General features: G+C 56.7%; 19 protein-coding genes. 7 read left to right on the top strand and 12 right to left on the bottom strand.

Annotation, left to right across the window (positions count from 1 at the left end; all coding sequences use genetic code 11):
- Window positions 1-253 precede the first annotated feature (253 nt).
- On the top strand, window positions 254-1,414 hold the full coding sequence (locus OSO_RS0115910) for a mandelate racemase/muconate lactonizing enzyme family protein (protein WP_010584238.1): 1,161 nt from the start codon (window positions 254-256) through the stop codon (window positions 1,412-1,414).
- Between the two features lie 78 nt (window positions 1,415-1,492).
- Complete coding sequence (locus OSO_RS0115905) at window positions 1,493-2,650, top strand: M24 family metallopeptidase (RefSeq protein ID WP_010584237.1); 1,158 nt, start codon at window positions 1,493-1,495, stop codon at window positions 2,648-2,650.
- Between the two features lie 27 nt (window positions 2,651-2,677).
- On the opposite strand, the gene OSO_RS0115900 is transcribed toward OSO_RS0115905, so the two are convergent.
- The gene (locus OSO_RS0115900; RefSeq protein WP_010584236.1) at window positions 2,678-3,592 is read right to left on the bottom strand and encodes an alpha/beta hydrolase; all 915 of its coding nucleotides are present in this window, start codon (window positions 3,590-3,592) and stop codon (window positions 2,678-2,680) included.
- 246 nt (window positions 3,593-3,838) lie between these two features.
- Between OSO_RS0115900 and OSO_RS0115895 the strand changes: the two genes are divergently transcribed.
- Window positions 3,839-4,708 carry a DUF389 domain-containing protein gene (locus tag OSO_RS0115895; protein ID WP_040591694.1) on the top strand — a complete coding sequence of 290 codons (870 nt, stop codon included), beginning with the start codon at window positions 3,839-3,841 and terminating at the stop codon, window positions 4,706-4,708.
- A gap of 152 nt (window positions 4,709-4,860) precedes the next feature.
- Here OSO_RS0115895 and OSO_RS0115890 read toward each other — a convergent pair whose 3' ends face one another.
- The 4 genes from OSO_RS0115890 to OSO_RS0115875 all read right to left on the bottom strand — a co-directional run bounded on the left by OSO_RS0115890 (window position 4,861) and on the right by OSO_RS0115875 (window position 9,350).
- Window positions 4,861-6,258 (bottom strand): M56 family metallopeptidase, encoded by a 1,398-nt coding sequence (locus tag OSO_RS0115890; RefSeq protein ID WP_010584234.1) that lies wholly within the window; start codon window positions 6,256-6,258, stop codon window positions 4,861-4,863.
- A complete protein-coding gene (locus OSO_RS0115885; protein ID WP_010584233.1) occupies window positions 6,255-6,653 on the bottom strand; it encodes a BlaI/MecI/CopY family transcriptional regulator in 399 nt (132 codons plus the stop codon). Before OSO_RS0115885 ends, OSO_RS0115890 begins: the two co-directional genes overlap by 4 nt.
- A gap of 381 nt (window positions 6,654-7,034) precedes the next feature.
- Entirely contained in the window at window positions 7,035-8,114 is a 1,080-nt protein-coding gene (gene lpxK / locus OSO_RS43750) for a tetraacyldisaccharide 4'-kinase (protein WP_010584232.1), read from the bottom strand.
- A 63-nt stretch (window positions 8,115-8,177) separates the two neighbouring features.
- Window positions 8,178-9,350: an isocitrate/isopropylmalate dehydrogenase family protein gene (locus OSO_RS0115875; RefSeq protein WP_010584231.1), complete on the bottom strand. Its 1,173-nt coding sequence runs from the start codon at window positions 9,348-9,350 to the stop codon at window positions 8,178-8,180.
- A 452-nt stretch (window positions 9,351-9,802) separates the two neighbouring features.
- On the opposite strand from OSO_RS0115875, the gene ccsA reads away from it, so the two are divergent.
- Both ccsA and hemA read left to right on the top strand, forming a co-directional pair.
- Window positions 9,803-10,678 (top strand): cytochrome c biogenesis protein CcsA, encoded by an 876-nt coding sequence (ccsA, locus tag OSO_RS0115870; protein WP_010584230.1) that lies wholly within the window; start codon window positions 9,803-9,805, stop codon window positions 10,676-10,678.
- Window positions 10,679-10,800: 122 nt separating this feature from the next.
- The gene (gene hemA, locus OSO_RS0115865) at window positions 10,801-12,078 is read left to right on the top strand and encodes a glutamyl-tRNA reductase (protein WP_010584229.1); all 1,278 of its coding nucleotides are present in this window, start codon (window positions 10,801-10,803) and stop codon (window positions 12,076-12,078) included.
- A gap of 17 nt (window positions 12,079-12,095) precedes the next feature.
- Here hemA and OSO_RS48075 read toward each other — a convergent pair whose 3' ends face one another.
- From OSO_RS48075 to OSO_RS0115820, 6 genes are all read right to left on the bottom strand, one after another.
- Window positions 12,096-13,862 (bottom strand): tetratricopeptide repeat protein, encoded by a 1,767-nt coding sequence (locus tag OSO_RS48075; RefSeq protein WP_237729291.1) that lies wholly within the window; start codon window positions 13,860-13,862, stop codon window positions 12,096-12,098.
- A 98-nt stretch (window positions 13,863-13,960) separates the two neighbouring features.
- Window positions 13,961-14,983: a YybH family protein gene (locus OSO_RS43740; protein ID WP_010584226.1), complete on the bottom strand. Its 1,023-nt coding sequence runs from the start codon at window positions 14,981-14,983 to the stop codon at window positions 13,961-13,963.
- Window positions 14,984-15,420: 437 nt separating this feature from the next.
- A complete protein-coding gene (locus tag OSO_RS0115840; RefSeq protein ID WP_010584224.1) occupies window positions 15,421-16,464 on the bottom strand; it encodes a polysaccharide deacetylase family protein in 1,044 nt (347 codons plus the stop codon).
- Entirely contained in the window at window positions 16,461-17,528 is a 1,068-nt protein-coding gene (locus OSO_RS0115835; RefSeq protein WP_010584223.1) for an isochorismatase family protein, read from the bottom strand. The genes OSO_RS0115840 and OSO_RS0115835 overlap by 4 nt, the downstream gene beginning before the upstream one ends.
- Window positions 17,529-17,657: 129 nt before the next feature.
- Window positions 17,658-20,627: a PVC-type heme-binding CxxCH protein gene (locus OSO_RS0115825; protein WP_010584222.1), complete on the bottom strand. Its 2,970-nt coding sequence runs from the start codon at window positions 20,625-20,627 to the stop codon at window positions 17,658-17,660.
- A 16-nt stretch (window positions 20,628-20,643) separates the two neighbouring features.
- Window positions 20,644-21,180, bottom strand: a complete 537-nt coding sequence (locus tag OSO_RS0115820) for a type 1 glutamine amidotransferase domain-containing protein (RefSeq protein WP_010584221.1) — start codon at window positions 21,178-21,180, stop codon at window positions 20,644-20,646.
- Between the two features lie 418 nt (window positions 21,181-21,598).
- On the opposite strand from OSO_RS0115820, the gene OSO_RS0115810 reads away from it, so the two are divergent.
- Window positions 21,599-22,933 (top strand): neutral/alkaline non-lysosomal ceramidase N-terminal domain-containing protein, encoded by a 1,335-nt coding sequence (locus tag OSO_RS0115810; RefSeq protein WP_237729290.1) that lies wholly within the window; start codon window positions 21,599-21,601, stop codon window positions 22,931-22,933.
- 120 nt (window positions 22,934-23,053) lie between these two features.
- On the opposite strand, the gene OSO_RS0115805 is transcribed toward OSO_RS0115810, so the two are convergent.
- Complete coding sequence (locus OSO_RS0115805) at window positions 23,054-25,141, bottom strand: hypothetical protein (RefSeq protein ID WP_029247071.1); 2,088 nt, start codon at window positions 25,139-25,141, stop codon at window positions 23,054-23,056.
- 576 nt (window positions 25,142-25,717) lie between these two features.
- On the opposite strand from OSO_RS0115805, the gene OSO_RS0115795 reads away from it, so the two are divergent.
- Window positions 25,718-26,347 (top strand): esterase/lipase family protein, encoded by a 630-nt coding sequence (locus OSO_RS0115795; protein ID WP_040591690.1) that lies wholly within the window; start codon window positions 25,718-25,720, stop codon window positions 26,345-26,347.
- Window positions 26,348-26,358: the final 11 nt, after the last annotated feature.

Here is a 26,358-nt window from a genome sequence, read left to right as displayed (position 1 = left end):
GGCTTAATCAACATCACATGACACGATGGCACGTTGCGTCGATCCGCAGTTCCAAGCAGGGTGACACTTTTCGACAAAGGATTCCTGGCCAGGTGGAATCATTCTCGGTCGTTGGTCGGTGCCTTGTTTGAGCCTTCGGATCTATGATCGGATACGCGGAATTCGGGGTGGCTCGAATCTCGAGAACCAGCCTGATCTGCGCCCGCACGCTACGCAAGCTTGTCACACTTTAGCGACATTGGTGAGGTATTCCATGCAGATTGCGCGATTCGAGGTCTTCGTCATTGGTGACGGCCCCGAGATTGATCCCGATCAAGGTGGAGTGGAACCATTGGCGTGCATTCGCGTCCACACTGATGAAGGTCTAACAGGGCTTTCCGAAGTTTTTCGCGTCCCTCCGAAAGTCGTTCAGGGAACTGTCGGTGGCCGCGATTCACATTTTGGCCGCATTCTGATTGGCCAGGAAATCACGCACCCCGAGCGACTTTGGCAACGGATGTGGGATGCCCTGATGCATACCAATCGTCGTGGCTGGGAAATTATCATTCTTGGCGCACTCGACGTTGCGATCTGGGATCTCTATGGCCAGATGCTGAATCAACCGGTCTGGACGCTTTTGGGCGGCACACAGCGCGGCCCCTTTCAAACTCCGATCGGGCACGAGGTTGAGATCGTTCCTTATTGCACGCTTGTTTCAGACATCTGGGGCGGCGAAGCAATGTTCTCGCAGCAGGTCGAGCGTGCAGAGGCGCTGGCGGCACTGGGCTATCGGGCATTCAAAGTCGAACCGATGATGTCCACGCCCGAAGATGTCGTCGAATTGGCTCGCCGGTTTCGTCGCGCCCTGGGTGACACGCCGGCGCTGATGGTCGACGTCGGGTATCTGTTCAACGATGTCCCGACCGCGGTCCGGGTCTGTCGACAACTGGAAGAATTCGACCTGCGATTCTTTGAAACGCCGTTTCCCGTGGACACCCCCGAACCGTACGCGAAACTTGCGAAGCAGACCTCGATTCCACTCGCGATGGGCGAACATGGCGTCACGCGGTGGGAATTCCTCGACATGATGGATCGTGGGCAGGTGACTGTCGTACAGCCCTATGTCACGACCTGCGGAGGATTCACCGAGGCAAAGCGCATCGTCGAATTGGCTGTTCCTCGCGGTGCACAAGTTTGTCCTGGTAACTGGTCGACTCAGATTTTGGGTGCGTCATCCGTTCATCTGGCGGCGTACTCGCCTGTCACGCCGTTCATTGAATTCGCCCCGGCCGAAGTCTTTAGTTCGCCCCTGCGACGTGCGTTGCAAGAGGCGGGATTTCCGGTTCGTGGCGGAACGATCGCGCTGCCCGACTGCGCGGGTGTGGGTTACGTGTTGCCGGATGACATCGTCAAGCATTTTTCGCTGGATGGATGAGGGTTGATTCTGTCCATGGCAGTGATCAATCTACGAAACCATTGCTCCGTTTGTTCCTGATGAGATGGACTTTCCACCATGTCGAAGCATGATTTTTCCCTCGAAGAATTTTCCTCCCGCCGAGCGCGCGTACGGGAAGCCATCTCGCAGGCGGGACTTGACTGGTTTATTGCCTTCCATCCCGTGTCGATTCATTGGTTGACTGGCTCGGATGCCAAGAGCTACCAGGAATTTCAATGCCTGCTGATCTCGGCCGACGAAGGACCCGTGGTGGTTCTGACACGGGAGGGCGAACGGAACGAGTTTCAGGATGATGCGCACGTCGATCAGCTCTGGACATTCGGGGGTGCGGAGCCTGAGGATCCGCTGCAGGTATTCGAACGAGTGATCCGGTCGCTGGGGCTTGAGAGTGCTCGCGTCGGCATCGAGGTTCCTGCGTACTATCTGCACCCCCACCACTATTTGAGTATCAAGTCGGTGCTGGGGGCAGCGTTGGTGGCCGAGCCCTCGAATTTGATACACGATTTGAAGCTGGTGAAATCGGCGACCGAGCAGAAGTACATTCGTGAAGCCGCCAAGATCAACGATCGTGCGATGCAGGTGTTTGCCAATTCGTTGCGAGCAGGCGTCAGCGAACTGGAACTTGCTGGGGACGTTTACCAGACGCTGTTGAAGGCCGGTAGCGGTTTAGCGGCAAGTCCGATCAATCTTGTTTCGGGGGAACGAGCCGGGTTCAGCCATGGTCCGCCGACGCAACGAGTGCTCAAGCAGGGTGAGACCGGCAGTATCGAGTATGGGGCAACCTTCAAGCGGTATACCTCGACGATTGGCCGACACTTCTGCATCGGCAAACCGACGTCCCGTGTTGCTGAGATCTATCAAATCGTTCGCGAGGCCTGTGATGCGTTTGTCGCGGAAGTGCGCGCCGGGGTCCCGGCCGTCGTTCCGCATGAAGCGGCCAAAAGAATCATTGCGAAGGCGGGACTGGATCGATATCGCGTGCACACGTCTGGCTACGGGCTGGCCCCTGGTTTTCCGCCGACCTGGGGCGAACCGATGCACCTGTTCGGTGGTAGTGACTACACGCTTCGAGCCGGAATGGTGGTCACCGTTGAGCCGCCCATTTTCATCGGCGAGGAGTTTCTCGGAGTCCGAATCATCGACAATCTACTGGTGACCGATCAGGGCGCAGAACGTCTGTCGCAATTCAGCCGGGACATCATCATTGTGGACTGACGCTTTCGAAGCGGTATCGCCGCGCCGCTATTTTTTTGGCAGTAGATGTTGATCGAACCAGTTTGCAAAGGCTTCGATGTCTTCAGCCGATTTCCAGAAGTCGCCCCATCCATGTCCTTTTCCAGGTCTGACGATCAATTGCACGAATGGAGCCTGCTCACTTCGTGCTTTCGCCACAAAGATCTCGGCCTGCTGCAAGGGGACGACTTCGTCCTTGTCGCCATGGATGATCAGTGTCGGTGGCAGGCTTTTTGTTACGTAATAGATCGGTGAAATCGCACGACCCAGTTGTTCGCGGCCTTCGCTGGTGAGAGCAGATGGGCCAAATGCCACCTGCAGAGGCGCCATCGGACCGGCACCCACGCCCATTGCACCCGGGCTTCCATAGTTCAAGAAGTCTGTCGGTGGAAAGAAACAGGCGGCCGCGTGGACGGCGCTGCTTGTGCGATCGATGGGATCAGCGGCTTCCGCGTTGCCTGGTCCGCCGCGTGTTGCGAGCGACAGTGTCAGGTGACCGCCGGAACTCGACCCCATGACGCCCAGCCGTTCGGGGTCAACTCCGTATTTGGCCGCATTGAATCGAACAAATCGTGCGGCACGCAACACGTCATCGATTTCATCAGAGATGACAAACTTGGGTTGGGAACTGGTCACGATCGCGAAGACGGTGTAACCCCGTTCGAGGAAAACTCGATAGTCGTCGGGACGAACCGTCACCATCAAGGGCGTCGATTTGCTGGACAGCCAACCGCCATTGACGAGAAACAGCAGCCCCGCTCCATTGGGTTTGGCGGGCTGAAACAGATCCAGAGTCAGGGCCATGCCAAATTTCCGGCCGTAGACGACGTCTTCCGTCCTTCGCACGGCGTCATCGCATTTTGAGGCGTGCCAGGGGAGGAGGATCAAGCCACACAAGACGGCGGCGCAGATCGATTTCGGCATTTCGTCGTTCCTTGAAGGCCAAAACGTATGAATTTAGAGCCTGAAAATGTCTTGGGGCCGGTTTCGCAATATCGGATCAAGGTGTGCGTGAGACTCCTCTCGCCCTGATTTCCGCTTCTCTATTACACTCTGCCGTGTCTCACGACCAGTCTGTTCCGTTCGAGAGCTGTATTCCGATTCTCGCTGGCAGTCTGGTCTTGTCGGAGACCGGTGATTCCATCGGTGATTCTGGTCAACAGGTTTGCAATGAGTTTTCTCGATTCACTTTCCTCGAAACGATCGCTGGCAGTCGCCCTTTGGGTATTGACCGCTGGGTGGCTGGCGCTTGCGTCGTCGAGTCTGCCGGAGAATTCTTCGTTTTCACTCGTGCTCCTGGTCGCGACAGCCTGTTCGCTGGGGCTTCTGTTGGCGATCGACGGAAGTCTTGCGGGGGCTCAACCTCAGAATACGAACCGTTGGGTCTCGCTGATGGCCTCGCTGGGCGTTGCTCTGTTTGGCGGGATTATCGCTGGTCAGAGTTCCTCAACGGCCGAAATGGCTGTTTTAGTGGCTGTGGCCATTCTGCCGGTTGTGGTCACTTGGATTGTGGCGACGTGGAGACGATCTCACGGGGTTCAAGCGGCCCCAAGTCAAGTGTCGGGAGAATCGACTGTGAATCTCCGGCCGCCGCGAGCTGCAGCACACATGGATGGGAACGACCACTTGTTCGATCAAAGCGAGTCGGTTCTGGAGGAAGAATCGGAATCGATTCTGGGGTTTGAGCCCATCGACTTCGATTCGCCCTCGGCGGCGGAGATGACACAGTGGCACACTCGGTCACGTCGTGAAACGGGTGAAACCATCGAAGGGGGAATTCGGATTGAGTTTGCCGAGGGGCAGCGCGAGGTGACGGTACACATTTCGTTCTGCCCGCCGCTCGCCCGGTGCCCGGAACTCATGGCGGAAGATCTTGATGGAGCCGATCTCGAAATTCGCGTCGCAGCAAGCTATCCGTTTGGAGCAAGGCTCACGGTCCGGCGACCGTTGCGATCGAGTCAGCGAGCGCAACGATCGCCATCAGAGAGCTGTCGTATTGGATTCGTGGCGATCTCGGAATCCATTCAAAGGGCCGCGTAAGGTCTGCGTCCGCTCGTGTGATAGGGCTTCATTGAAGCAAAGCGCTTTCCTCGTTCCAATGCGGGTGCTTGGGAACGAGAGGACAGGGTCTGCGTGTGGCCATGGAATTGAATTGCCATGGCCCAATCCTAGGCGATTTTGCACGGGGCGACTTAGCGATTCGATGGCACTGCAGACACTGCGACTTCGACTTTCAGGCCTTCGCCATTCGCGTCCAAATCTTGAACAATGGCATTGGAACCATCGAACAAGGTGACTCGCGGCGCGAAGAGGCGCTTCGGTGTTTCGCTTTGCGGGTTCTCAATAAACGTCACTCGGACACTATGCGTCAGGGGAGATTCCTGCCGGTTTGTTTCCACGGCCACTTGAATGGAATGTTCGTTGTCGATGGGCAGAGTCACTTCGCTATCGCCCGAAAACTCCACAGTGGGTTTCGAAAGTGGGGAGTCTTGTTGACCTGAACATCGTGAGATGCGAATTTCGGCCGTCGTACGCTGGGCGGCGTCGCGATCGTTCGTCACGCTCAGCAAAGGAATGGCGGGCGGCTGTTGCGAGCCAAAGGGTGTGACCAATCGCCAAGGGACAATTCCTATCGCAGCGATCAAAGCCACGCACGCTGCCGAACTATAGACGGCCCGACCCGAAACACGATTCATGAATCTCATGGCTGCCAACCTCCTTGTAAGCATCCCGACGGAACCTGCTGCTCCCACGGCCATCGTGGAAGGAAATTCAGCGGTTCCAGATTGATGGACGATCGATAGCAGCAACTTGCCATAGTCCACCGCGTCACAGCCTTGCGTCCGAATGGCCAGTTCATCGGCTGACATCTCATGCGATGTTCTCAATTCTCGCTCGGCCCACCAGGCGAGTGGATGAAAGAACAAGAAGGACCTGACCAGAGCGGCCAACAGATTCCAAACCAGATCGCCGTGCCTGAGATGCGCCAGTTCATGACGGAGTGCCATCTGTCGCTCGGCGGTCGACAGCTGCTGCCAGGTTTCTTGTGGCAGCACAACCGCAGGGTGCCGTATTCCGATGACGAAGGGGCTTCCGGTCCCCGCACACACCAGCAATTGTGGGAACCTGCTAAATCGTAGCGAACGGACGCAGTCGGCGAATTCATTCGCTAACAGTGGGTGATCGATCGGGTGACATTGACATCGAAACTGAACCAGCTCTCGATACGAGTTCACAATCTGCAACAGGAAGTTGCCTGCGCCAATTCCCCAAAGCACAGAGATGCCGATTTTCCAGCCTGACGACGTCGGCGTTCTTTCAACTAAGGCGGCAACGATCGAATGTGATGATTCGATTGTTGCCGTCGCCGCGTGGTGTGGCGGAAGGACCGGGAGCTCGACGGGAGTTGACCATACCAAGACGACGATCAGCTTGATGATGGCCAATCGCCACAGCCAGGAGCGCATCCGACCTGGCATGGCGGGAATCAGGCAACAAATCAATTGAACCAGTACGATGGTCAGGCTGGCGTGCCAGCAGACGCGCCAGATCACACTTTCGCCTGCGGCGGGAAACAGAGATGGGATCATTCGCGAATTCCTTTTCGCTGTTGTTCCAGATCGCGCACGAGCTTTTTCAGCTGCTCAAGATCGTCTTCCGAGACGGAGCCATTGTCCGACAGATAGGCCACGAAAGGTGAGACCGAACCGCCCAGGGTTTGATCAACGAAGGTCTTCACCAGACCCCGCAGCAAATCATGAGACGAGACCTTCGGGGCATAGCGATAGACCCCTTTTACTGACTTACGAGTCAGGTACCCCTTCTTCCGCAGACGTTCCATGATCGTCAGGATTGTCGTTCGTGCCTGACCGGATGTTTGGGCGAAATGATCGGCGACCTCGCCGACACTCTGCGGATGATGTTCACCCAGGTGTCGCAAAACTTCGATTTCTGTCGCACCGAGCGCGGCGGCAGAGCGCTTCATGTCAGGTCTCGTCGGGGATGGCTGAGTGACTATTCGTGTAGTCACACTCTAGTGATTGACTACCGTTGTAGTCAATAGATTCGAATGCGAAACGCGGCCTGATGAACGGTTGGCGTTGCAGGCCCTCATGGTCTTGGGGTGGCGTCTGAGCCAGCCCGTCGATGCCCTGCGGTCTCTCTTGGACTGCGCTGGTGGAATGGCTGGGCCTTTTGACCCGCAGGAAATGGCACCAGCAACTTGTCAATGATTTTGCGTCTGAACATCCATCACGGCGTTGCCCTTCGCAGCCTGTTGAAGTGAGGGGGAGGGAAGGCTGCTCAGGGTTCAGGATGTCGTGGCTTTAATCTGGCCGGAGCCAGTCGCCGTTAGGTCAACAGGCTGTTAGGCGCGTGATGCTTCGATCACTCGCCGCAGTTGTTGCTCCAGCAACTCTGCACCGCTGATTAGGTCTGCGCCGATTTCGATGGCGAAAAGGGGGGGGCCGTTCCAGTCAGACGCAGAAAGTTTGACGATGTCTTTTTGCGTCACCAGGACCGCATCGACTGCGAGTGATTTTGCACGCTCAGCCAGCGCCATCAGGTCCGCTGGGGTGTAGTGATGGTGGTCGGGAAACGTTTGCAGTTGTTGACATCGTACATGCAATCCATCGACGGTTTGGCCGAATCCAACGGGGTTGCCGATTCCACAAAACGCGAATACCGATTTTCCTATCAAGGAATCAATCGGATGTCGCGTGCCCGCGAAGTCGACGAACCACTGCGGTGTGAAGGCCACCTCGACGCATTCGTCCGTTCCACGGCAGCGATGAAGCTGAGTGCGAATCCGATCGAGTTCGGCGATGGGCGATTGATTGGCGCGCGTGATCAGAATCGTGTCGGCACGTCGAAGCGATCGTAGAGATTCGCGGAGCAATCCGCGTGGTAACAACTGGCCATAGCCCCAAGGACGCAGAGAATCGATCAGGACAAGATCCAGGTCACGATGCAGTCGGCGGTGCTGAAAGCCATCGTCGAGCACGAGGACATCACAGCCGAGGTCCTGCGTAGCATGGGTTCCAGAGCGGACTCGGTCGCGCTGCTGGAGATGCGGTACGCCAGGGCAAAGGCGGTCGAGCACACGCTTTTCATCATTTTCAGAAATGGACTGACCCGATGAGTCGACGGCCAGCGCATGGTAGCCGCGGCTGAGAATTCCCGGATGGCATCCCGCTTGCAAGAGTCGGTTGACGAGCCAGGCCACTACCGGTGTCTTGCCAGTTCCGCCGGTGGTGACATTCCCTACGGAAATCACCGGCGCGCTGGCGCGATGTGTGGGCAACCACTGCTGATCGTACGCCCCGTTGCGTGCGGACGTCGCGGCGGCATAGAGCACAGACGCGACCGAGAGTCCGCTGCGCAGCAGTCGGGCCGCAACGTCTTGTCGTCGGCCCGAAAGCAGGTCATGCAGAGCCGCTTCATCCATGTCGCATGCTCTCAAATCCATCCGCGCGGACCAACTGTCCGCGCGGTGAGTTCCAAAGTGGGACTATCCCAGTTCGGCAATTCGCTTGCAGATCGCATCGGCCATCTGGCTGGTGCCGACGGCGGTTGGGTCGGTGCGGTTTGGCTTGAGGTCGTAGGTGACGTTTTTGCCCTCGGCGATCACGTCGGCCACGGCCTGTTCCAGCTTCGCGGCCGCCTTGGCCTCGCCCAGGTGATCCAGCATCAGCTTCGCAGACAGAATCAAAGCGGTCGGATTGACCTTGTTCTGGCCTTTGTACTTCGGAGCACTGCCGTGCGTGGCTTCGAAGATGGCGGAATCCGCACCATAGTTGGCGCCAGGAGCCACGCCGAGGCCACCGACAAGACCTGCGCACAGGTCGCTCAGGATGTCCCCGTACAGGTTGGGCAGCAGGATGACGTCGTACAGTTCTGGCTTTTGAACCAACTGCATACACATGTTGTCGATCAGGCGTTCCATGTAGGTCAGCTTGCTGCCGTCTGGAACTTTTCCGTCGAGGGTTGGATCGGATTTGGACTTCAGTTCGGGCTGTTCAAACTTGGCTCCAAACGATGCGGCCACCGCGCGGGACTCGTCGTACCACAGGCCATCGGTGAACTTCATGATGTTCGCCTTGCAGACCGACGTCACCGACTTACGGCCGTGCGTGACGGCGTAGTCGAACGCGAACTTGGCGATGTTTCGAGTTCCTTCGACCGAGATCGGCTTGATGCTGATCCCGGTTGTGTCCAAACCGGTGCTGATCTTCTTGCCGGTCGCGGCCTTGTTGATCGCCTGGATCAATTCGGTTGTGGCGGGCAGACCAGCCTGGAATTCGACACCGGCGTAAAGGTCTTCGGTGTTTTCGCGAACCACGACAAGGTTGACGTTTGAGTCACTGAAATAGGTACGAACGCCTGGGAAGCTCTTGCAGGGGCGGACGCAGGCGTACAGGCCCAGTTCCTGCCGCAAGAAGACGTTCACCGAACGAAAACCCTTGCCGATGGGGGTGGTGATCGGAGCCTTCAGGGCGACTTTGTTCTTGCGAACCGAGGCCAGAACTGAATCGGGAACCTTCCCGACCTTTTCGATCACTTCAATGCCGCATTCCTGGACATCCCAACTGATTTTGACGCCCGTTGCTTCGACGCACTTGCGGGTTGCTTCGGCAATTTCCGGGCCGACTCCATCGCCAGGAATGAGGGTGACATTGTGCATATCGACTGTTGACTCTCTCTGAAAACTGACGGAACCGGGACTTACGGGGCGGCGCGATAGAGAAAGCACCCGCCCACGACACAACCATTTGACGCTATCACAATCGGTTGTCACGATGCAAGGCAACGATCGTCTGCTGGAAGGGCGCCTTGGCAGTCTGTTGAGAGAAGCGGGGCAAGTACTGTGATCTTCATGACGTTCTGGGATTTTTGAATCTGTACGGAGCCGGTCCCGGTTACTTGAACGGGCGGCTTCGAATGCGATGTTGGCAACCGGCTACGCACCGGTTGCCCTCTGTTGTAGACTTAGTGGAATGGCCCATCTGTCATAGTCTGTTCGCGAGCTTTGCCCGCGAGCTTGCCTGCAGCGGGTTCATCGACGTGTCAGTTCAAGATTTGAAGATCCACTGGTGGATTCGTCGTGGTCCGCAGCCGGGATGAGGTGACGAGAGGATGTTGAAAACAAGCGTCATCTGTTTTTTAGCCAGCTACAGTTGCGCTTTTGCTTGCGAACTGCTGCAGCTTCGGCGGCGGCACATCCTGTTGCGGATTGGTTCGTGGTTACTGGCGGCGGCGGGACTGCTCGCCCAAACGTTCTACTTGGTCAATTCGTCCCGCCACCTCGGACTTCCCCCACTTCTTAGCTCGCCACACGACTGGCTGCTGGTTCTGGCACTGATCGTTGTCGCGGTGCATTTATTCGTGTCCCTGGCGGACAGCGACTTGGCAACGGGACTGGTTGTCTGGCCGATTGTACTCGCACTGGTCACGGCCGCTCAGTTCGTTCCGCTACTTCCGGGCCAGGAATCGAACTCGTACCGGAACTGGAAGATGTTGCATGCCTCCATGTTGGTGCTGGGAACGGCCGGGGTGTTGCAAGGGTTTGTGCTCAGTCTCTTGTACCTTTGGCAGTATCGCCGACTGAAACATCGGCAGGCGGCGGGGAGCGGGGTCAAGCTTCCCAGCCTGGAACTGATCGAGCGGTTGAATCGCTGGTCGATCTTGATCTCCGTTCCGTTGCTGACGATTGGGATCGTGACTGGATTCGGTCTGACGATTGCCCATGTTGGCCACGATTTTTCGTTTACCTTGCTTGATCCGCTGGTCATTGGCGGTGCGCTCACTTGGACATTGCTGGTCGTTTTGTTCTTCTGGTTGCTGACTCAGAAGAAGCGTTCCCCTGGGAAACAAGTCGCCTTGTTGACCTTGTGGTCCTGCGGATTCCTGATTGTTGCACTCGTGGGATTGGAGATGATTGTCGCGGCCATGGGAAAACGAGGATTTCACGTACCAACAACCGAACGCGTTGTCGTTCCCGAAAAAACCTGATGAATGACGATCCGATGTGCGAATGGACGACGTCTCCCACTTCGCCCCTGAAAGACTAAATCCGTCCGCCGAACTATCCCGCCTGAACGTCCCACCGCGAAAATTGAATCAAGGATCGCTTCGTGAATTTGCTCGCCCTGTATTGCACGCACCAAACGACTCCGCTGGCGATTCGCGAGCGGTTGGCGTTCGCTTCGGGCGAGCAACTGGCCGCCGCGTATGCGGCGATGCGCGAGCGTTTTCCAGAAACCGAAGCGGTGATGCTGTCGACATGCAACCGAGTCGAACTGTATCTGGCTCGTCCGACGGATGCGGAACCCTTGACGCCCCCTCAACTGGCGCAGTTTTTGTCCGAGTTCCACAAGGTTCCTCTGGATGAATTCGTCGGAGAATTGCGGGCCGCGACGGGGACGGAAGCGGTTCGGCATCTGTTCGAGGTCATTTCCTCACTCGACAGCATGGTGCTGGGCGAACCCCAAATCGTGAATCAAGTGCGTGAAGCCTATCGTCTTGCGGAAGAGCAAGGGGCCTGTGGGCCGATCACCCATGCGCTCTTCCAGGGGGCAATACGCACCTCAAGCCGAGTGCGCACCGAAACCCGACTCGCGGAAGGAAAAGTTTCCATCGCCAGTGTCGCGGTCGGCGACTTTGCCAAAAGCATCTTCGATCACTTCAGCGATAAGCTGGTCCTGGTGATTGGGGCTGGTGAAATGGCCGAGGAAACACTGCGATACCTTAAGGATGAGGGCGTTCGTGATATTGTTGTGGTCAATCGTAGCCCCGAACGAGCCCAGCGACTGGCTGCGGAATGGGGCGGACAGGCAAAGCCCTGGGCCGAGCTGAATCAATGGTTGGGCCGCGCGGACGTCATCGTCAGTACGACGGGAGCCGATAAACCGATCGTGGACGCGGAGCTGTTTAAGACGGTTCGGGCCGCATCCTCTGGACGCACGGCCTTTATTCTTGATCTGGGTGCACCCCGCGATTTCAGCACCAGCGTGGGGGAACTCGATGGCGTCTTTCTGTACGACATTGATAGCTTGAAACAAACGTGCGAAAAGAACCGCAAAGCGCGCGTGCGTGAAGTCGACAAGGCTCGCCAGGTCATCGAAGACGAATCGGCGAAGTTCATGGCCGAGTTCTACCGGCGTGCGGGCGGCGATGTCGTGACGCGACTCATGCAGGACTGGCATGGGGTCAGCAAGGAAGAATTGGATCGCCTGTTTAACAAGCTGCCCCATCTGGGCGACAGGGATCGAGAGCAGATCGAACGAACGGTGGAGCGGATTGTGAACAAACTGTTGCATCCTCCGCTCGAAGCGTTGAAAGACGAAGCCCGCGAGGGAACTCCTCACGGGCTCATCAATGCCTTGAAGCGATTGTTCGGCTTGAACGACTGACGTCCCCCAAGGGGGTCTTATTTCGCGAAGTTCAGCCCGGGGTCTTCAGGGGGAGCCCCCACCATCTTGAAGTTGAATCCGGAACCATTGATCGAGGTGATTTCCGCGACCAGTGAACCGCCACCTTCTCGTTCGAGCGCAATCACATTTCCATCGAGCGAATAAGTTCCATTGAACGATTGGGGCTGTTGCTGTTTTGGCGTGAACGTCCATGTAAACGTTTTGTCGTTCGCCAGCATGAGGGCGAACCTTGAACCGTCGCCTTTGGCGGCGTTCCAACTGCCGATAATGGTTGCAGGATCGACCGGCGTGGCTTGGGATGATCCTGGCGGCGGGATATCGACGGGAGGCTGCGGTGTCGGTAGTGCAGCGGGATCACTGTTGGGCGTCTCTTGAGGAGCCGATGTCATTTTTAGCAAACTGGCGGCAACCTGATCGTTGGGGAGCAGCATGACCACTTGTTGCAGTTGACGAACAGCGGCATCGGGATACCCGTCACTCAAATAGTGATAGGCGAGAAGGAACCGCGTGGCGGCATCCATGGGGTTCTGTTTGACGGTCGCTTCGAGTTGGCGAAGTTGCGTCGTATAGAGTCCGATGTCGGCGTACAAGCCGCTCAGTGTCGTCCAGTCCCAGCCTGGGCCCACTGCCAGGACCGAATGGACTGTGGCGGCGGCCTGTTGATAGTCGCCTTTCGCGAACAAGACCAGTCCGCGGAACTCGTGTAGAACCGCATCATCTGGATGCTGTGTGATTCCTTGATTGACGAGGTCGAGTGCGGCGTCGTAGTTATTCTGCTTGAACGCAGCAATCGCCGAATTCAGGATTGCATCAGACGAGTTTGCAGTGGGGGTGTTCGGATCGGCAACCACGGTTGGCTGGTTGTAGTAAACTGGAATTGGCTGCGCATAGTTGTACCCCACTCCTGAATAAGTGGTGTAGTAAGGGTTGTAGTACCCCATGTATCCACTGCCATAAATTAACGATCCCAGACCCCAGCCGCCCAATCCCCAGAAATAGGGACGGTAGCCATAGCCGCCATAACGATAACCGGGGCCCCAGCCGTAACCTCCATAGCCACGACTGCCGTTCCAATAGCCATGGTAGTAGCCGGCATGGTTGTAGTACGACGGGCGATAGGCCGCGTTGCTCAGTTGAATTGGCCGATTTCCGAAATGCACCGAGTTTCCAACGAAGTTGTTCCCGTTGAAGTGCTGATGCCCCGGGCCGCCGGGCTGGTTCCAGTTTGCAGGTTGATGGTGGCCACCAGGCTGATTCACCGGCATCACGGAGTGACCTCCCGGGTTGCCTCCACCTGGATGTTGATTGATGAAATTGCCTTGTGGATTTCCGCCGAAACCGCCGTTTGGGATGGGATGGTGCCCAATCTGTGGCGAACCGGTCACAACGGGCGAGCCACCAGTGCGGCCTGGGATACTGGTGTTTCCGATCGGGCCGTGATTCACGCCACCGAGGTTCCCATTGCCGTGCTGCTGCGGTGTGCCGCCTCCGGGATTTCCACCACCTGGATGTCCTCCCCCAGGATTCGCGCCACCCGGATGGCTACCACCGCCGGGATTTCCCACACCGGGGTTGCCACCTCCAGGACGACTCCCGCCCCCGCCAGGATGCCCCCCTCCACCACCACCTCCATGGCCTGCTTGACCGCCGCCCCCCCCACCTCCTCCTCCTCCGCCGTGTCCACCCCGTGCGAAGAGTGAATTGGTTACGAGTGACACGGCCAGGCCGCAAACGATGGCTGTTTTCCAGAATGTTCGATTCATGATCGTGTGCCCTTGCATGTGGTCGAGGTCGAACGAAGTCGAAGTGGCATTCGTTCGCCTTTAAAATTCAAATCGCATGAAAGCAATTGACGTACCGGTCACTCCGGGCGAGGGGGATGGCGAACGATTTTGACTTTCGGACTGTCTGGAAATTCTTCACCGGCGATTTCGTGATCCACGACCTGAAAGGTAATGGTATGTGGATTGGTGAAGGTGTAGATGCTGGTGTTCGAAGCGCTCTGACCCGTTGCCGTGACACCCGCCGCTTTTAAGACCCAACTGTCACCATCTCGATGCCAGTAGCCATCAGAATGACCGCCGTCAGAATCGAACGTCCAGGCGCGGAACTTCTTGGCCTGCGCATCCCATCCGATCCGTTGCGAACCGCTGATCGCGTCTTGGCCGGAGATTCGAATCGTAAAATTCCGTACCAGAAAGTTTCCGTTGTCGGAGGGGTGGCAGTTAAACACGACGACCGCGTCGCTTCCCTCGTGGACCCATTCTCCCAACATCCAGTCCAGTTGTTTCAAGTAGTCACGGTGTGCAGGTGGTTGATTTGTGGAAAAGTCCCTGACGCTGGCGAGTTGCCATCGTGCTCCCGTCTTCTGGCTGACGGCGGTATAGCGAGAAATTGTCGGTGCCGCGCCGTTCGAAAGAGTGAGCGTGGCCGTTCCATCTTCAATCGCCATTCCCGCGCCGACGATCCGAATCGACGCGATGTTCAGATCCAGGGTACATCCCGGATGTTCGGACAAATAGGTTTTCAGCGATTCTTCGATGGCAGTCCGACCGCGCACAAGGACGCCCCGTTCATCAATGTACTCCGCGTTCGTTGTGTAGTGATCGGCTAATCCCTTTGCGTTTCCTTCGTTGAAGAGTTTGATGTAGGCCTGTGCCGCCGCGCGGACGGCATTTTCGTCATCAGCGGTCGCCGTCGTAGCGAGCACAGTCGTTTGGACTGTTTCGACAGAATCGGGTTTCGCGGTTTTCGCCGCAGGCGTCGAGGGGGTCGCCTTACTGGGCAAGACTGGTACGGCCTTGGTAGGGATTTTCGTCTTCGTGTCCTGCGCACTTGCGGCATCATGGGCCAGCAAGGCGACTGAAAAGAGAATCGTCGACATCGGCAATCGTTGCATGTGTGCCTCGCTGAGGGGTAGTCGGCATCGTCGCCGTGACTGAGATCAAAAGGTGTGATTGGGATGGGTTGAAGGGGTGTCCCGCGGTGAAGCGTCGTCGGTCAGCGGGCTTTTCGCGATTGAATTGGAGGGCCGGAACATCGCTGCAAGTAATTGTTGCCGCTTGAAAACACAGCGGCAATTTCTCGACTTTCCGATCTGCGCGACCGTAGATGAAAATACGCCGATTCGGGTTGGAGATCCATTCGCTTTGCCTGTCGGATTCGACAGGTTCGCTTTGAGTCGAATCGCGAGAGGATGAATGCCGATTGCTGAGCGGCGTGTTGTCAGAACGGGGACAGGCACCTTGCGGAGCCAGTCCCCGTTCTGACAACACGCCTGACGCAGCGCGGATCGCCAAGGTCTCTTATTTGACTTCCGTTTTACTTTCTGGATTTGACGCGTGCGGCGACGGTGGTCAGGTCGACGATTGACGCGCGTTTGCCCGCCTTGCGGACCGTCTCACAGATGAGCTGAATCGATTTGAATTCCGGGTCGACGACATAGAGACAGCTCGGGTGTGCGAGGAAATCGAAGACTGCGTGGTTGTCGATCGCCCATTCCAACGACTGTCGAATCGATTTGAGAAACCAATCGAGCTTCCATTGGCCCGTGCGAAAGGCACCAATGTCGCTGATGGGGCTCATCGGAATTTCAATCAGCCCGTCGGGGTACACAAATGGTTGCGCATTCACTTGTGCGGCGACGATCGAGTCCAAGACGGTGGCGGAGGGCTCTTGCATCGGCTCGGTGTTCAAGTGCGGCGGATAAAGGCTGCTGACCCAATCGAATCCCAGATCTTGCAGCATCGCTCGAATCTGTGGCTGTTCACGCAGCCCATTGGCAAATCCACCAGGCGTGCGGAAGCCGACCGGGGGGACACCCATTCGCGACGTCATCGCCTTCGACATCAACAGAATGTTGTCGCGAATTGCATCCGCAACCGTCAGGTCGCGCAGTAGCCAGGGAGCACGTTGAAACCGGAATTGCAAATCTTTGACGGTCGTTGCGGTGACATTGATGTGATCGTACGTGTGGTTCCCGACGGGATGGCCTTCCTGCAGGATTTCTTTCAGCCAATCCACGCTCGGATGTTCGAACACGCGTCCCACCGCGAAGAAATGCAGCAGCCCACCAGCCGCTTTCACGCGACGTGCGGCTTCGACGGAGTACTGCTTCGTTTCGTCGTTGAGATTCCCTTTCTCGAAATTCCAGTGCGTCGTTTCTCGCGTGGGGAAATTGGCGCTCATTTCGAGATCGAGCGTAATGGCAATCAGGGCCTGGTCCGACTCGGCGGCCGTCAACCGCTGTCGGTTCAGTGCCAGGGCGGCTCCACCGCTCATCCCTGTGGCGATGGCGGTGCGCAGCCATTCGCGGCGGGAACAGGTCCACATGTTTGCGGCATTGCCACGGGATTGAATGTTCACGGCTTTACCCCATCTAACTTCACCCACGAGACCTGGGTCACAAGCTGATTTAGTGCGGCGAATGAGATTGCCGCGTTCACTGCGAATCGGGGTGACGTATTCGACGGAAATGTTGCCAGCGAAGCATCCCCCACCAAGAAGACGTTGAAGTCTTTCGAAAGATTGTCATAACCCGCCGTCGTCTTGCAGTAGCACATATCCGTCGCGTAGCCGGTTAACAAGACGTGTCGTACGCCGATCGATTTCAGGAACAACTTGAGTGGTTCGTATCCTTCCGCGTCGTAGATCACCACGTCATCGGGATGCACGTCAACGTCCGTCGTGACGGGAATCGGCAGTTGCCAGAATCCCGCGTTGTTGAACCTGGCACTCGCGTCCAAACCTTGAAACTGCTTGAAATAGTCGATGACGGGTAGGTCTTTTGACAACGTCAACGTGGGCGGAAGGGGTTCACCGACATACTTGAACGCCGCCAGCTTCGCGGTCAATTCACGGGCTCCTTCACGGCGATCGGTTTCTGTCGGACGGTGGGTGTACGAGCGATAGAGCTTCTGGCGGATGGGGTCCTTGTTTCCGGGGACGCTATACAGCACGCCGGCGACGTTTTCGCGAAGCGAATTGATAAACGGCTTGACGATTTCTCGGGTATGTCGTGCGGCGAGATGATTTTTCTCTGGCGTACAGAAATCGGCGACCCCCGCTGGTTCAGGTGTATTCCAGCCCTGCCCATCATCGATCCCCCAGGGGTGGACCATGATCACAGCAGTCTCTGATGCTTTCAGATGATTGGGCATCTCGATAATGCCGCGTGCGTTGTACGAGAATCGCCAGGCTCGCACATGGAGATCTGCGGCCTCGTCCACCACGACGGCCGGCGCTTCAAAATGGGATTGCTCGATGATCGGTTCGAAGAACTCTGGATAATCTGCCAGAAGCGGCTTGGGGTTTTCGATCCGCGTCAACCGGTTCGTATACGTCCGCTTTGTCGTTGAGGGTTCGTCCGCGTTGGCATGAATGCTCAGCAGGCTGAGCGAGAACAGCATGATCCAGCAACTCAAGCGCATCGATCACTCCTCGGCTGTCAGTGGATGGTATGTTGAAATCGCGGGGACAGGCAGCTTGGTGTTCGCGACGTCATGGCGTTCTTGAATCTCGGAGCCAGTTCCCGTTGTTTTCACAGGCGATTGACCGGCTCATCGCGCGTTGGACTCAAGATACGAGAATAAATCGCGTAGTTCTTGCGGTTTCAATTGGCGGTACAGATCGTCTGGCATCAATGAGATCGGTGATTCGCGAAGCTCGTCAATGTCGTTCGCGGCGATCATCGTCTTTTCGCTCTTGGCGTTTACAAGGGTGATTCCCGAGTTGTCCCGCGAAATGGCCAGCCCGGTCAGAATCCGGCCATCGCGGGTTTGCACGATGAAGCTGGTGTATTCCTTGCGGATCGCGCTGCTCGGATCGACGAGACTGATCAACATGAAGTCCCGATCTTTTCGATTGGCCGTCGTCAGGTCTGGCCCCAGTTTTGTCCCTTCGCCGAACAATTGATGGCATGTCGCACAGTGCTTTTTGAACACCGCTTGCCCCACTGTCAGGTTGCCAGACGATGCGCGGATGTCGTTGCTCAGGCGTCTGGCCTCTGCCAGTTTTTCGCCGCGATTGACTCCCAATTGTCCCCAATGTTTTTTGATCAATTCATCCATTGCAGGGTCTTCGAACAACGCGATGCGCTGCAACTGTTCTTGTGGCGTCTCTTTGGCGGCAATGTCACCTTGATCGACGGCCGTCAGCCAGGCACGTGCGGAAGTCTTCCTTCCCAGGAGTGCATCCCGAATCTGCGGTTTCAAACCTTCCGAGGCGTGGGATTGATAAGCGGCAATCAAGGCGGACGCGACACGTGGATCTTCGATTCTCGCGACGGTTTTCAGGGCGGCTTGTCGAGCGAGCAGGGGCTGATCGGAATTGATCAATGTAAGAAGTGGTTCCACCAATGAAGGTTCGGCCACATCCGCCAGAATTCCGAGAAGTATGATGCGAGCCGAGGTCTCGGTTTTTGAATCAAACGTTTCGCGGACGATGCGTTCGAATGGGGTACGATCGCCCAATGCCAATGCGAGCTGGGTGAGCGTGATATCGTCGGGTCGGGCCTGCCATCGTGCGAGAACGAGTTTTGTGAGTTCATGTTCACGCAGCATTGTCTGTCGTTCGGCGCTACCCGTCTCGCGGGGAATTTCACGACAACCCAGCAAGATGGGCTGCCACAACGTGTCTCGCGAGGCATCGTCAGGAGCGGCCTTCACGAGCTGCGCCACGCAATCCAAACCTTCAGAAGTCCCTTCGGCCGTGTAGCGACGGATCAGTCTGGGCAGCAGCGTTTCACGACCGAGCCGCGATTTCCAAAGCGAAGGTCGCAAGAACCGTCGCATGACTTCCTGTCGGCCGCTGACACTGTGATGCTCAATCGACCACCACCACAGCAGTGGGATGAACGGATCATCGTTGTCGATATCGCGATTGATGTTGGCATTGATCATCGGCAATGCCTGTGCGGCGGGGAAACGCGCCGTCGTTGCGGCCAACTGTTGCCTGACCTGCACCGACGGTTCCGTTTCGGCAAACTTGTCCAGGCGGTGAGCCATTTCGGCTGAAATCGATTTCGTGTCCCCCAGCAGGCGCACCGTCCAGCCTCGCACTGCGGCATGGACACTCTTCAGCAACCCTTCGGCCACGTGTTCGTTGAATCCACCGATCGCATTCAAGGCCCACAGTGATTCGAGTGCAACCAGCTCATCAGGGCTCGCCAACGATGTGGTGAGCGATTCATGTCCCTCACCGCGATTGGTCAATTCCATTCGTGCCCGTCGGACGTACCACTGATTGCGATGGGTGAGTCGCTTCAGCAGTTCGGTCGTTGACAGCTTGGCGAAATCGATCGAGGGGAGTTGAGGCGTTCCTTTGGCGGAGATTCGATAGATCCGCCCGTTCGAACGATCCCAATCGGCATCGGGGTCGGGATGAGCCGTGCGGGCGTCGTGCCAGTCTGAGACATACACCGCACCATCGGGGCCCATCGTCACATCCGTCGGTGCAAACCAGTTGTCGTTCGAGACCAGCAATTCACCGCCGTGCGATGTGCCGACCGTGGAACCGCGGGGTGTGATCTTGTGCCAGTAGACGCCGTGTCCCAGCAGGTCGCCGGAAATGTATTGACCGCGGAAGGAGTCTGGAAACGAATCGCCCTGGTAGATGATGCCCCCGACCGTCACGTGGCCGCCGCGGAAGTTTTGATGCGGGGCATGGTCGAAGTATCCGTATGCAAACGGATTGTGCAGCGCGCCGTGTTTGGCGAAGGATTTCACAAAATAGCCGCCTTGAACTCCATGCAGCAGGACGTGTCCGCCATAGTTTGTGCTGTAGTAGAGTTGACCGACGCGATCAAAGTCGAGTCCCCATGAATTGCCGCCTCCTTCGCAGAACAACTCGAATTCACGAGTCTGGGGATGATAGCGCCAGACGCCCTGCTGGAATTCAATTCCGCGAATGTTCGCCGTGACCGTGCTGCCCTGGCAGCCATACAACCAACCATCCGGCCCCCATGTCAGGGAATTCGCCACGCTATGGGCGTCTTCCATGCCGAAACCCGTCAGCAAGACTTCTGGATCGCTGTCCGGAACGTCGTCACGATTGCGGTCTGGATAGAACAAAAGGTAGGGGACATTCAGGACAAAAACCCCGCCGTGACCGAACGCCAGACCCGTCGCCAGATTCAGTCCGTTGATGAAGTCACGGCCTTCGTCAAAACGTCCATCGCCGTTGGTGTCCGAAAGAATCGTGATCCGGTCGGCACCGCGAGGACCATGCGGGGGTGGTTCCGGAACACGGTCGTACTTCGTGCGCGAGTAGCGATCGACCTGAATTCGTTTCAGGCCTTCCGGGTTCGGGTATTGCAAGTATTGAATGACCCACAGTCGGCCACGATCATCAAACTCGATACACACCGGTTGTCGCACGAGGGGCTCGCTGGCGACGGCCCTGACTTCGAACCCGTCAGGCACCGTCATCCGGCTTGCCGCTTCCTCTGGCGATAGCCCTTCAGCCCAGGTGGGGTCACTTGTTCCGATCAACCACGCCGACACGAGGAGGACAATCGCATTCTTCGTCATCAGTGAGTGTTCCTGATCATGAGCGGCTGAGAACTTGCAGGATTCCCTGGCAGAACGCCGGCAAGTCATCGGGTTTACGGCTGCTGACAAAATGTCGATCAACAACGACGGGTGCGTCTTCGAACAGGCAACCTGCGTTGATCAGGTCGTCCTTGATTCCAGGTGAGCCCGTCACACGCACACCACGATAAACATTCGCGGAGATCGGAATCCACCCACCGTGGCAGATCGCGGCGACCAGTTTCCCCGCTTCGGCGAATTCGCGTGTCAATTTCAGGACGGTTGCGTCACGACGCAGTTTGTCCGGCATCCACCCACCCGCGCAGATCAGTCCATGAAAATCGGTCGACTTGACCTCTTCGATCGCCGCATCAGAGAGACACGGATAACCGTTCTTCCCTTGGTACACAGCCTTGGCGTTCGCACCGGCAACGGTCACTCGGCACCCGGCTTCGATCAGCCGGAGCTTTGGATACCAAAGTTCCAGGTCCTCATAGTCGTCTCCCACAAAAATCAGAATCCGTGGCCCCGATGGTGAAGAGGATGTGGTCATCCGAAACTCCTGTTGAATGCGATTCGTTGAAATGGGATTCCTCGGACGTCGGCTGACTCGAAGCCAGCAGGTCCGACGGGAATTGACGATTCTCGTCGTTGGGCGAACCACTGCTTGCATTGTTCGCCATCGACAAACGCACATCGTTAGTCGGTACCACCTCACGCGTCAATTCTCGCGACCCGTTTGAAATCGGGATCGGGAGGTTTGGAGTGGCCGTGCTCGTCAACGGCGCCGTCACGTGGCAGAATGGCGGTGGCTTCAGTTCGCGATCCAATCAAGAACTCACACCGTCCAGAATGCGAGAACCAAGGACATCATGTATCGACACGACCCTGAATGCGTGCGCCGTTGTTCCGGACGATTTCTGATCACGACGTTTGTCATGATGCTCATGGCGAACTTGTGGAGCGGGGCGATGTCTGGTCTCGTTGGCGCGAGTAACGCGGCGGATGCCCCAACATGGAAGGCGGGTGTGGCCAAGACCGAGATCACTCCAGAACAGTCGGTGTGGCTCGCCGGCTACGGATCAAAGCGTGCCCCAGACGGGAAGTTGCATGAGTTATGGATGAAGGCGTTGGCACTTGAGGATCAGAACGGCCAACGCGTGGTGTTGATCACCAGCGATTTTCAGGGTGTCCCCAAGGTGATGAGCGACGTCGCATTTGCCAAGATCAAGGAAAAATATGGACTGGATCGTCGTCAACTGATGTTCACGTTTTCGCACAATCATTGCGGGCCGCGACTGGGTGACGACTTGATCGACTACTATCCGGTTGATGACGAACAAGAAAAGCTCGTGGCGGAATATACGTCACTAATGATCGAGCGGACGGTCGAGCTGGTGGGCGAAGCGCTCTCAAAACTTGCTCCTGCGACGTTGCAGACCGGAATGGGCAAGGCGACGTTCGCGGTCAACCGCCGCAACAATCGCGAGCCCGAGATTCCCGCCATGATCGAAAAAGGGATTCCATTCGTCGGTCCCGTCGATCATTCAGTGCCGGTGCTGAAGGTTTCGCGGAGCGATGGCAAGGTGGACGCAATTCTCTTTGGTTACGCCTGCCATCCGACCACACTGAGCTTTATGACCTGGTGCGGTGACTATCCCGGATTTGCTCAGATTGAAATTGAACACGCGTACCCAGGTGCGATGGCGATGTTCGTGAATACCTGTGGCGGAGATCAGAACCCTTTGCCGCGCCGTTCGGTCGAACTGTGTCAGAAATATGGGCACATGTTGGCTGTTGGTGTTCAAGAAGGGTTGGCAGGGCCGCTGACGACCGTTTCGCCTGGCCTCAAGACCGCCTTCGAACTGGTTGATCTCGCCTATCTGAAGAATGTCACGCGCGAAGAACTGGGAGAGTATGCCAAGGGCAACAACGGCGTTCGTGGCCGGTGGGCCGTGCGGATGTTGAAGCAACTCGACGACGGGAAAACGTTCTCACCGTCGTATCCCTACCCTGTACACGCCTGGCAACTGGGGAAAGAGATGCTGGTGATTGGGCAGGGAGCGGAAACTGTCGTCGACTATGCGTTGCGATTCAAAAAGGAGTTTGGTCCTGGAACATGGGTGTGCGGTTATGTCGACGACATGATTTCGTACATCCCTTCTCGCCGCGTGTGGGAAGAGGGCGGTTATGAAGGAGGTTCGAACCTTTACGAGTATGGTCGCCCCGCTTTGAGGTGGGCTGGTGACGTCGAAGACCGAATTTGTACTTCAGTGCATAGGCTGGTGAAAGAAGTTCGCGACTAGTCGCAAGACCCATTTTCTCCGGAACGTGGGCTCATGCTTGCGAGTGTGTTGCGGGGTGTCACGCGTCTTCTGCGATGAAAAGAGGCAATCCCCGACTCGAGAATGGTTTTGGATCGCGGATTAATCTTCGGGCACCGGCTGGTTCTTGGGAATCGCTTCAATTTCCATCGACTCGGCGTCCAGCATCTTCTTTGAAAGGATCCCTGTCGCTTCGGCAAGGGTTCTCAACGCCTGCCTTGGGACGACCAAACGAAGTCGGCTCACCCCGGGCTCGAGTTTCAACGAGCAACCGATCATGGCATGTGTTGAGCCAATTTTCTCGATTTCCTTCACCTCAAACTTGGGCACCTGAGTTTCGAAATCGGCGACTTTGATCACTTGCTGAACTGCGATTGGTATGTCGACAGTATCATCGATGGCGATCTCTTGATCGACGATTGGTTCGAGAGGTTTTGCATCCAACTTCGCCGGTGCAGCCGCGTCGGTGGGCATTGCCTCTTCCATCTCGCCATCGATTCTCATGGGCGCCAAGACAATGTCGACCTCGTCCAGTTCCGCATCCTCCATCATCACGCTGACAGCGGAATTCCAGGCATGCATCGCCGATACCGTCAACACACCCGTATCCACCATCAAGAGGAAATTCGGCCGATCATGCAACCTCTTTCGCAGTTTCGTGAACTCACGATCTGGCGCTGACGACCGATCGGATGATTCCGCAACGCGACGGAATGCGGCGGCGGCTCGGACTTTCGATCCGCCCACAGATTCCACGATTCGATCTTTGAGGTAAATCGTGCGAGTTGTCAGGTGCCCTGTCCCGTACAGAATGTTGCTCAGATTGAAAGTGATCTCCGCTGGACCTGCATCGAAGGCTGGATCTGGCGAGGTCACGATGTCTGCAATCAGCGAACCGTACTTTTCTGTGGTCCGAATGGGCTGAATTGATCCCGTCGAATTCGAGGCCAAGAGGATGGTTGCGTCTTTCAGTCGTTGAGCCGCGACCTCGCGAGCAAGCTCTGGAGAGTTTGCCTCCTTGATCGTTACCGATCTGAGAAGCCCCTGATCAAACGGATGCATCGGGTACGCGATCGAAATCGTTCCATAGTTCAGTTGCTGTTCCTGCTCGAGCAGGCTCTGCTTTTCTACGGCGAGACTTGCCGTGAGTTCGGCCTCTGCGTCGGCGATTTTTTGCAGACTTTCAGCCGAGAAAAATTTTGACTTCCAGTCACCATGCAGACCCAGATAGATCGCGCTTGAGGCGGGCAGGTCGCATAGAGCCTTCATCTCTGCCCCTGGATTGCTCTTAAAGAACGTAGCCGTCGCACTATCCGGCTTCACAGTCAGACACTGTTCGATCTGAATCAATTCGTCATCAATGGTGAGGCACACGGCGAATCGCTCACTGTCTGCAAGCACTTGTGCCAAAGCGATCGCGGCTCGAACATAAATGTTCATGATCGCGTTCTCGTTACCTGCTTGCCAATTGATCCCTCCGAAGAAGTCCGAAAACAGTTCGGACGCAAGTTCGAATGGGATGCTCACGAGTTCCAGGCTGATCTCGCTGGGGTCTTTCTTAAGCTCCGTTGCCGCTGCCACGATCGCGTGACTATCGACAAAAAAACCGAGGTCTCCCCGGCAGAATGTTTCCAACGATGTGTCATCAAACCGGCTCAGAATTGAGGGTTTTCTTCCGGCAAGGCACTGTCGGACGGCTTCAATAGCCGGCGTCGATCCTTTGACGACCCAGTTCTTGTAGACGATCGAATCGGACGACATATCCTGTTTCTGTTCTCGCCGTCGGACATCCCTGGCTTGGTATTCGTCGGGATTGGACGTGGGTATGAGCAGGACGAAGCATGCATCGGGGCCGCACACGTTCCAACCGTAGAACCACCAGTCCTGTTCCAGATCGGGACGCGACTCAATCGAATCTTCTTCTTCGATGCCTGACTCTTTCAACAAGCCATCGATGAGCCATGACAGGCTCACGTCTTCCACGTCCGTGATTTGTGTTTCAGGCCGCAACCCGCTCAGCACGCTTTCGACCTTGCCTGCTGTGGTGGTGAAATTGGAGACTCGGAGTACCAGCTCAGCCCCGACAGGAATGGCGGGCAGCGGAGTCTCGGCGGCACCAAGCAGGCATTGCCAGCAGAGAGCGGTGGCGAGGACTGAGACCCATGCGGAGGAGCGTAACGTCAACATCATCGGATCCTTTCGCTGATGATTCCTACGCAGTCAGATCGTGAACGACGATGTCGATTTCATGGACCATCGGGTGTGGTTACGGTGAAGAATTGTGTGCCCCGTGTAAAAGCTGTTCCCACGCTTGAGAGTGCAGTCATCTCAATGCCAAGACCGGACGTCTGATCGCAACCCTGCTTGTCCGTTCTTGTCAGAGCACTGTCACCATACCGTTTCGCTCAAGACAATTGAACTTAGGTTCCTGAAAAACTTGCCAGAAGTCTGGGCGCCCGTCCTTCCGTCGACACTGATTCTGAGACTGATCGGTTCGTATGCCCAAGTGTCGAAGAGCCCAAGTGCGAGAAAAACTTCTCAGAATTCGAAGGCACGAGCGAGACATCATCGCGTCAATCCAAATTGTTGTCGCGGCGTCGAATGGAGCGAAAGTTTCGGCTTTCCAGGGTGATTGACAATTCGTCGCATCTCCGAAGACGCGCCGTACATCCGTTGACCACGGGGGTTTGTGCCCAGAGAATCCATGACAACGCAACTGAATTTGTGAATGCGCATCGGCGGTCGCAGGGATGAGGTGGGTTTGTCATGCAGGTGGTATTCGTTCATGGAATGGGAAGAACACCTTTGTCGGCGTGGCCCCTGCTGTGGCGACTTCGGCAGCGCCACGTGTCCGTGACGACATTTTTCTACTCCGTCACATTCCAGAGTTTTGCGTCGATTGAAGCCCGTTTGCGTGGCCATCTGATCCAGGTCGCCAGCCAAGGTGAGTATGCATTGATTGGCCATTCTCTGGGTGGAGTCCTCATTCGCAGTGCGATTGCGTCCCTGCCGCCAGAGACGCGGTTGCCGGCTCGCGTTTTCCTTTTGGGATCACCCGTACAACCTTCTCGAATTGCGAAGTACCTCAGTCGTAACGTGCTGTTCCGACTGGCAACTCATGATTGCGGACAACTGCTTGCCTCTGACGATCGGATGGGACAAGTGGCCCCGAGCTGCGTTCCCACGACGAGTATCATCGGTACACGTGGCCTACATGGTTCCATCAGTCCGTTCGGTGATGAGCCCAATGACGGTGTCGTCTCCGAATCAGAAGTCGCCGCCGACTGGATCACCGAGGAACTACGCGTCCCTGTGGTTCATTCTTTTCTGCCATCGAACAGGCTGGTGACGGAGTTGATTCTCGAACGGATCGAACCCGTCGCATCGACGCTATAGCCGAGATCATG

This window comes from Schlesneria paludicola DSM 18645, from assembly GCF_000255655.1.
GTDB lineage: Bacteria > Planctomycetota > Planctomycetia > Planctomycetales > Planctomycetaceae > Schlesneria > Schlesneria paludicola.
Note: the sequence above shows the minus strand (reverse complement) of the source record. Positions and strands in the feature narration are given on the sequence as shown.

Bases quoted from the DNA above. Each gene is read 5' to 3' on its own strand.
- OSO_RS0115910 (WP_010584238.1), top strand. From the start codon at position 254: ATGCAGATTGCGCGATTCGAGGTCTTCGTCATTGGTGACGGCCCCGAG.
- OSO_RS0115905 (WP_010584237.1), top strand. From the start codon at position 1,493: ATGTCGAAGCATGATTTTTCCCTCGAAGAATTTTCCTCCCGCCGAGCG.
- OSO_RS0115900 (WP_010584236.1), bottom strand. From the start codon at position 3,592: ATGCCGAAATCGATCTGCGCCGCCGTCTTGTGTGGCTTGATCCTCCTC.
- OSO_RS0115895 (WP_040591694.1), top strand. From the start codon at position 3,839: ATGAGTTTTCTCGATTCACTTTCCTCGAAACGATCGCTGGCAGTCGCC.
- OSO_RS0115890 (WP_010584234.1), bottom strand. From the start codon at position 6,258: ATGATCCCATCTCTGTTTCCCGCCGCAGGCGAAAGTGTGATCTGGCGC.
- OSO_RS0115885 (WP_010584233.1), bottom strand. From the start codon at position 6,653: ATGAAGCGCTCTGCCGCCGCGCTCGGTGCGACAGAAATCGAAGTTTTG.
- lpxK (WP_010584232.1), bottom strand. From the start codon at position 8,114: ATGGATGAAGCGGCTCTGCATGACCTGCTTTCGGGCCGACGACAAGAC.
- OSO_RS0115875 (WP_010584231.1), bottom strand. From the start codon at position 9,350: ATGCACAATGTCACCCTCATTCCTGGCGATGGAGTCGGCCCGGAAATT.
- ccsA (WP_010584230.1), top strand. From the start codon at position 9,803: ATGTTGAAAACAAGCGTCATCTGTTTTTTAGCCAGCTACAGTTGCGCT.
- OSO_RS48075 (WP_237729291.1), bottom strand. From the start codon at position 13,862: ATGAATCGAACATTCTGGAAAACAGCCATCGTTTGCGGCCTGGCCGTG.
- OSO_RS43740 (WP_010584226.1), bottom strand. From the start codon at position 14,983: ATGTCGACGATTCTCTTTTCAGTCGCCTTGCTGGCCCATGATGCCGCA.
- OSO_RS0115835 (WP_010584223.1), bottom strand. From the start codon at position 17,528: ATGCGCTTGAGTTGCTGGATCATGCTGTTCTCGCTCAGCCTGCTGAGC.
- OSO_RS0115825 (WP_010584222.1), bottom strand. From the start codon at position 20,627: ATGACGAAGAATGCGATTGTCCTCCTCGTGTCGGCGTGGTTGATCGGA.
- OSO_RS0115820 (WP_010584221.1), bottom strand. From the start codon at position 21,180: ATGACCACATCCTCTTCACCATCGGGGCCACGGATTCTGATTTTTGTG.
- OSO_RS0115810 (WP_237729290.1), top strand. From the start codon at position 21,599: ATGTCTGGTCTCGTTGGCGCGAGTAACGCGGCGGATGCCCCAACATGG.
- OSO_RS0115805 (WP_029247071.1), bottom strand. From the start codon at position 25,141: ATGATGTTGACGTTACGCTCCTCCGCATGGGTCTCAGTCCTCGCCACC.
- OSO_RS0115795 (WP_040591690.1), top strand. From the start codon at position 25,718: ATGCAGGTGGTATTCGTTCATGGAATGGGAAGAACACCTTTGTCGGCG.